5 protein-coding genes and 2 pseudogenes are annotated in these 7,036 nt (G+C 27.7%); 1 reads left to right on the top strand and 6 read right to left on the bottom strand.

Translation table 11 applies throughout. The features are described from left to right. Positions 1-308 (top strand): annotated as a pseudogene (locus GRQ01_RS07315) (amino acid adenylation protein); the annotation flags it as partial. Here the strand turns inward: GRQ01_RS07315 and GRQ01_RS07320 are convergent. From GRQ01_RS07320 to GRQ01_RS07345, 6 genes and pseudogenes are all read right to left on the bottom strand, one after another. Then, positions 305-1,060 (bottom strand): phosphocholine cytidylyltransferase family protein, encoded by a 756-nt coding sequence (locus GRQ01_RS07320; protein ID WP_158335112.1) that lies wholly within the window; start codon positions 1,058-1,060, stop codon positions 305-307. The pseudogene GRQ01_RS07315 and the gene GRQ01_RS07320 overlap by 4 nt on opposite strands. 1 nt (position 1,061) lies before the next feature. Further along, positions 1,062-1,664 carry a gamma-glutamyl-CDP-amidate hydrolase gene (locus GRQ01_RS07325; protein WP_158335113.1) on the bottom strand — a complete coding sequence of 201 codons (603 nt, stop codon included), beginning with the start codon at positions 1,662-1,664 and terminating at the stop codon, positions 1,062-1,064. Next, complete coding sequence (locus GRQ01_RS07330) at positions 1,655-3,994, bottom strand: PEP-utilizing enzyme (RefSeq protein ID WP_158335114.1); 2,340 nt, start codon at positions 3,992-3,994, stop codon at positions 1,655-1,657. Before GRQ01_RS07330 ends, GRQ01_RS07325 begins: the two co-directional genes overlap by 10 nt. 14 nt (positions 3,995-4,008) lie before the next feature. Further along, positions 4,009-4,770, bottom strand: a complete 762-nt coding sequence (locus tag GRQ01_RS07335) for a class I SAM-dependent methyltransferase (protein WP_158335115.1) — start codon at positions 4,768-4,770, stop codon at positions 4,009-4,011. Positions 4,771-4,822: 52 nt separating this feature from the next. Then, positions 4,823-5,595 (bottom strand): annotated as a pseudogene (locus GRQ01_RS07340) (class I SAM-dependent methyltransferase). A 65-nt stretch (positions 5,596-5,660) separates the two neighbouring features. Then, a partial coding sequence (locus tag GRQ01_RS07345; RefSeq protein ID WP_158335116.1) for a DUF2972 domain-containing protein occupies positions 5,661-7,036 on the bottom strand: 1,376 nt, incomplete at its 5' end.

The raw sequence follows: 7,036 nt of genomic DNA on the forward strand, positions 1-7,036 counted from the left end.
ATAATGCTTTAGGTGAACTTTTATGCTATGGAAGAATTGATAATCAAATCAAATATATGGGTCACCGTATAGAACTTGGAGAAATAGAAAACATAATCAATTCACACCCAAAAATTAAAAACAGTGCTTGTATTTTTAAAGAAAACATCATTTGTTTTTATGAAAGCAAAGAAGAAATAGACTTTAAAATATTTTTAAAAGACAAATTGCCTCATTATATGATTCCAAAAAGTTTTATTAAACTTGATAAATTTAAATTAAATCAAAATGGGAAAATTGATAGGAAGGGTTTGAGTGAATTGCTCTAAATATGTATCGTTAAATCACTTATAAAATCAATTTCACACCAATTTCCATTTATATATATAGCTTTTGCATTATGAAATTTATCAATTAAAATTTGCAAAAAACTAGTCATATACATATTTTCAAAATCTTTTCCATCATAATCTTTATGTTTATCTAAATTTTCATATACATCAATAACTTCTTCTAAAAAACTATAAGAAAATTTAAAAAGTCCGGTGTATTGTGCTTGGATTTCTTCATAAGTGCTGGCTTTTTTTCCTAACTCAACAATATAATCTTGTTCTATCTTCAAAGTTTCAGCATCTTCTAAAGGATTTGCAAAACGTTTATCCCAAAGCTCACGCCAAGACTTATCAACAACTATAGCAAATTTTTCTTTAGCATGCATAAGCTTTTGAACACTATCTTCAAAATAAACAATATCTGCATAAGAAACAATTAAATCTTGCTTATCTTTAATACATTTTAATATAAAGTCTTTAGCACAAAAAAGAGTATAAACCATATTAGTCTTATTATATTTTAAATTAATAAAAAAATCCCTAATATTATATTTACTAAGATAAGTTTTTAATACTTCATTTAAGTACCCACCTACAACGGCAATTTCATTTATACCTGCTGATTTTAAAGCTTGAATTTCATAATCAATTATTTTTTTATCTTGATATTGGACCATACATTTTGGCTGCTCCTTAGTCAAAGGCATTAATCTTGATCCAAAACCTGCTGCTAAAATAATCGCGTTCATCTTATTCCTTAATCAAATTCAACCATTCTTTTAAAACTTCAATATTATTAAGACCTTTTTCTCTTTCAATATGCCACATTATACCAAAAATATTTCCGCGTTTATGTTTAAAAGCCTCTATAGTATCATCCTTTGCAAAACACATTCCTACAAGATCTTCGCCTAATTGTTTAATAGCAAAATTATGAAAAGAATTGCTTATGAAATTTTGATTTAAAGAAAATATTTCATGTTCACCTATATGATTATTGCAAGGAACTATGTAGCTGTTAAAATAATGAGCTATGATTTGTGCTCCTCTACAAATTCCTAAAAGCGGTATATTGTCTTCTAAACAAATTTTTATGATTTGTTGTTCATACAAGTCCCTTTTTTTTGATAAAATACTAGAATTATACAAACTTAAATCATTTCCCCCACTTAAAATTACAGCTTTTAATAAATGCTTATAACGCAAAAAATTAATTTCATAACTAAGAGGAATAGGGGTAAAGTTCCTAAATAAAGGTTGATTAAATAATTTTCCCCAATCTAAAGCTAAGCATTCTCTTTCTTCATGATAGTTTTCATTACAAATAAGTCTTTGCGTAATACCTATAAACAAAATATTTGCTCACTTTCACATTCTATATTTATTTTTTTAGCCTTTAAATATTTTTCAAAATTTTCCTCGCCTACTCCTATAACTGCTGGCATTCCAAGTTCAGAAGCACGAATAGCCATATGTGAATTAGCTCCTCCATAGCATGTAATAAGACCTGCTATATTTTTTGTAAATAAATAATCATATCCAGGATCTGCAGCATAAATTAAAACGATTTTACCTTCTAAATCTGTATCATTTTCTTTAGCTGTATATGCAGTAATACTCTTTTGTGTAATAAAATTAGGAGTGATACTATGATTATAAAAAGAAAAAATATCATCACAATTACACAGCAAAGAAGGAAGCTTGATAGCTTGAGTAAGATCATATTCTTTTTTATGATGCTTAATTTCTTCTAAAAACTGCTCTTTTGGATTTATAGAATAAAGACTAGAGTAAAGATTTAAAATGCTTTTGATATCAAGATAAGCCAAATCTTCTTTGTCAATATGATAATATTTCCCTAATTCTTCAATATAAACTATAGCCTTAGAAAGCAATCTGCTAAATTCAAATTTAACCGATTCTCTACCTTCTATAGCCTGTCTTAAAAAATCAAAAAATTCATAAGCATTAATTTCTAATCCATGTTCTTTAAGCAAATTATTTAAAGCTTTCATTTGATCTTTTGAGAAAATAAAAGCTTTATCATGCAAATAGATTTTATGATCTTTTTGATCTATATCAAAATAAAGTTCAAAATCTTCATCATATCTTGGAGATAAAATATTATAAGTCCCTGCTCTTAAATGTCCAAATTCTTTTAAAAACTGTTCTTTTGTATTAATACTAAGGTCATTAGTTTGCTTGCTTAAATTTTTACTAACTGTATTTAATGAATTTAAAAATCTATCTTTTTCTTCTTTACTGATAAAATTAATTTCAACTAAAGAATTTAAAAGTTGCATGGCTACAAATGCTGCTCTAGCAACCCCAGCAAAAGGCAAAGTTCCATAACGTTTGCATTCTTCTATAAGCCAATAAATTTTATCAATTAAAGAAAAATTTGATGTAACAATACTATCATACCTTTGCCTTAATTTAGAAGCTTTTTGTATATCTTTTAAATAAAGTCCTGAGTGTGGATTGATAATTTTATTTGTAAGCTCTAATAATGAAAACTCCAAGCGTTTGATCTCATTTTCATTAAAACCGTGATTTAAAAGTTCTCGTAATTTCTTAGAACTATTAAAATCATAACAAGAATAAACTATATTAAATTCAATCTTATCATGCAACTCATGATTCTTATGAAGCTTATCTAAATAAAAATTGACAAGTTTTTGTGCAATGCTTTCATCTAATTTTTTTGGTATAAAAGAATTAAAAGACAATCTTACATCCACATAAGGAATACCTAAAAAAGAATGGATTAAAGGATGAGATCTTAAATCTCTGTAACCATAATTATCCCTTTGATACGCCCAAATATTATCTGTAATTATTTCTTTATATAAACTAAAAGCAAGACGCTTAGGCCTTAACCCTATAATTTCAGCAGGATTCCAATCAGGCATCACTCCAAAAATAGCCTTATCACCTAAAACTCTAGGCCGAGTTTCTTTTAAAGATTCAAAACGCTTATAAAATCTATCTAAAGCCTCTTTTGGTAAAGAATTAAACAAATTATTTTTTTCTTGCATGACTAAAGGACGAACCTGCAAACAAAAAAGCTCTTCTTGATTATTTTCAAAAGCAAATGCAAACTCTACATCTAAAAAATGACAATCATACAAAAACTCTAATTCTTTTATAAGTTCTATGATCTTTTGAATTTTAGCATCTTTAAATTCTAAATATTCCCTATAATGATAATAAGTTTTTGCACTTTTACTGCTTCCATCTGTAATAGAACTATTAGAACCATTTTCGTCATATTGAAGACAAAAATAAGGGGAAAAATTATCTTTATCAACACTAAATCCAACCCCGCAAAGCGTGATTTTTTCAAGCATAGGTTGGATTAAAATTTCATCAGTTCTTGATGGCATAGAATGAGCGACTTTATATAAAGCCTTTAATAAAGTATCTTTAGAATTAGCATCAACATTGGCCAGGGAAAGAAAAGCACCTGCATTGGAATTTTTCATACTATCTTCATTAGAAGATGAACTTCTAATGATTAATTTATTTGCTTGTAAAGATTGGATAGTATTTAAAACCTTTGTTTCTTCTAATGCTAATTCTTCAAGCGAAGTTACTACCAAAGGCAAAACTTTTGCTTTTTTTATTCTAGTTTGTAAATTTTTTAAATTTTGTGCTTTGGTTTTAAAACTTAACTCCGCCATTTTTTCCTTTCAGTTTATATTTTTTTAGCACTCCAGCAACGAGTAGTGTATTTGATACTAAACTCTTTAGGAAGTCTTTGTGAAATTTTCTCACTGATTTTAGTAAATAATTCATTGCCCTCATGGGTTTGTAAATCCCAATAAGGATTTTTCACACTTTTCCACGCATTAATATAGTTTTCAATACTTTGATGAAAATAAAAATCTTCTTCAATATATACAATATTATCAAAAAGATCTTTACGACTCTCTATAATAGGTCTTTGATCTTCTCTTCTTGTCCCTCTAGTATAATTAGGCACGAATTCTACAATAGTATCTTCAGCTATTTTTTGTATAGGATCATTTAAATCCCTATGATTCCACATACAAGAAAAATATCCCTCTTGCTTTAACAAACGATGGGCTTGTTCTAAAGCTTCATTTCTATCCATGACATTAAAACTACTTCCAAAAGTCACCCAGTCAAATTCGTTGTTTTGGAGTGTTGAATTTAAACCTGTTGCCCTAACCCAAGTTGTCCTTTCACCCTTAGTTCTTTCCACGCCGATCTCACGCATAGCATCGTTAGGTTCTACAGATACCACTTCGCATCCTCTTTCTAAAAGCATAATGCTTAAATTACCTGTTCCTGCACCAATGTCAGCCACTTTAATATCTTTTTTTCCTATTAGACTAATTAGCATATCTATAGTTTTTGGTGCATAATTTGGTCTATAACTATAAAATTTAGCATGTTTAGTATAATCCCACACTTGCTCTACTAATTTTTGCATTTTTACTTCCTTTTCTCATCTTTTAACAAGTTGATGAAAAAAGGAAAATAATTTATGCTTTTCTAACCGTCCAAGCCCTTATTTTATAAGGAATTTCTATACTTTGCATATGAGAAATTTTAGCTTCTATCATTTCTAAAATTTCTTTCCATCTTTTTTCACCAGCTTGTGCTTGTATATCATTTACAGAATGCCAAGCTCCAAGATAACGTTCTTTATCCCAAAACTCTTTATACTCGCACTCCATAAAGAAACAGTCTATAAAATCTCCTGTCGAAACAAGAATTTCTTCCCATTTTTTAACATTTTGAGTACCACTACTTACACGAGTAAGCTCTGGAACAATATGTTTAATCTCCTTTTCAATCTCATCAAAAACCGATCCCTTTACAATGTGACGAGGATTCCAAATCGCGGTGAAATACCCCCCCCCATCAATATACGATTAAATTCAGGAAGTGATTTTTTAGGATCTGTCCAATGAAAAGAACTTGCCATAATAACCCAATCTGCTGCATTGTCTTTCATATGAGTTTGCTCACCACTCCCCTCATGCCAAAAGATATTTGATAAATTTTGTGTAAATTTCTTTCCTTCTTCGCGCATATTATCATTTGGTTCTATAGCATTAATTTGACATTGAAACATCTCTGCTAACATCTTAGTAAGTTTGCCAGTTCCAGCTCCTACTTCAATAATATTTAAATCTTTTAAATTTTTATTTTTATCATTAATACAAACTGCAAGTTTTTGAAGCAAAAATGGACTATATGCAGGTCTATTATGATAATGTTTTGCAACCTCTGTAAAATCACCTTGTTTCATTTCAATTCCTTTCTTGAAGTTAAAAAAATAATTATATCTTTTTTTTGTTTAATTTATTAAATTTTTCATTCTAAACTATTCTTAGCTAATTCCTCGCACATTTTTTCAAATTCTTGATAATATTTCCAAGAAGCAACTATATCTGGACGGTGTTGTTTTATATGAATGAGTTCTTTATCTAATATATTTTTTAATTTAAGTCTTAATTCTTTATTTTCTTTTAAATAATTTAAGATATCTTCTTCTTTAAATAGTTTAGATTTTTCTAATTCTATTCTTTGCTCTAATGCTTTTATAAAATTATTTAAATATTTTTTAGTAGCATAAAATAATTTATCATTTTGTTTAAGAGTTTTAAAATCTTGTGGTTTTATAAAAATTCCTAAATTTTCATATTTTAAAGGTTGATCAAAAAAATCTTGAGTGAAATTAAGATATTCTTTAGATTGTTTATAAAATTCTATTAAATTACTAGAAGATATTAATATATGTATGCTCGATTCGTCCTTGTAAGTAGTATCAATGTCTTGAATAACATTTTTCATATTTACATATAAATTTAAAGGAACAAAACCAGATAAATCCCCATTCATAATACCTTGGAAAAAATGTCTATCGGTAGGTTTTTCAAATCCAAATTTATTGGCTAAAGTGCATATAGTATCAAATGCTTTTGTCGGTTTTATGTCTTGCATATCAATATAAATAAGCTCTTTAAAAACAAAAAAATCAATGCATGATGTTTGAAATAATGTATCATTATTAATCCATCTAGGCAAATAGTCCATAGATGGACTTTCTGTATAACAAAAATTCTTTCCTATACCACCCACATACATTTTATTTTTAAAAATATCATTATAATCGGTATTTAAATTTATATCTTTTATACTTTTTGGAGATGAGATACAATGATTTGCTCCAGTTTTAAGTCTTGCAATAGGATCTCTAACTAGAAAGATAATAGGAACTTTTTTTGTAATTAACTTAAAAAATTTTACAAAATCGCTTAAACAATAAGATAGAGTGTATTGAGAATAACTAATAATATTAAAAGCTTTATTTTGTAGAAAAATATAATAATTCACATATCTCTCTTTCATAGGATTATGGTGGTGGTATAAATAGTTTATTTTACATTTATTAAAAAACGACATCATTGCACCATGTCCAGACAATCCTCCCGCTAAAAACACAAACTCATAATTCTCTGGTAAAGGCAAATTCATTTCCCATGCAAGTTCAGCAGCTATATTATGATAATTGATTGTTTCATTTTTATCATTGAGTTTTTTAGGATCAAGTAATGAGGGATAAGGGTGGTTTTGTTTTTTATATTTTTCATTAAAATCATTTGATAATAACCATTCTTCTATGAGATTAAAATGTTTTAAGAAAAAAGTAAAATTATGAAAAATATTATCTAGTATAGCTTTATAAT

The organism is Campylobacter bilis, assembly GCF_016806695.1.
In the GTDB taxonomy this organism is placed as follows: Bacteria; Campylobacterota; Campylobacteria; order Campylobacterales; family Campylobacteraceae; genus Campylobacter_D; species Campylobacter_D bilis.

Coding starts and splice junctions, on each gene's coding strand:
- GRQ01_RS07335 (WP_158335115.1), bottom strand. CDS start 4,770: ATGCAAAAATTAGTAGAGCAAGTGTGGGATTATACTAAACATGCTAAA.
- GRQ01_RS07320 (WP_158335112.1), bottom strand. CDS start 1,060: ATGAACGCGATTATTTTAGCAGCAGGTTTTGGATCAAGATTAATGCCT.
- GRQ01_RS07330 (WP_158335114.1), bottom strand. CDS start 3,994: ATGGCGGAGTTAAGTTTTAAAACCAAAGCACAAAATTTAAAAAATTTA.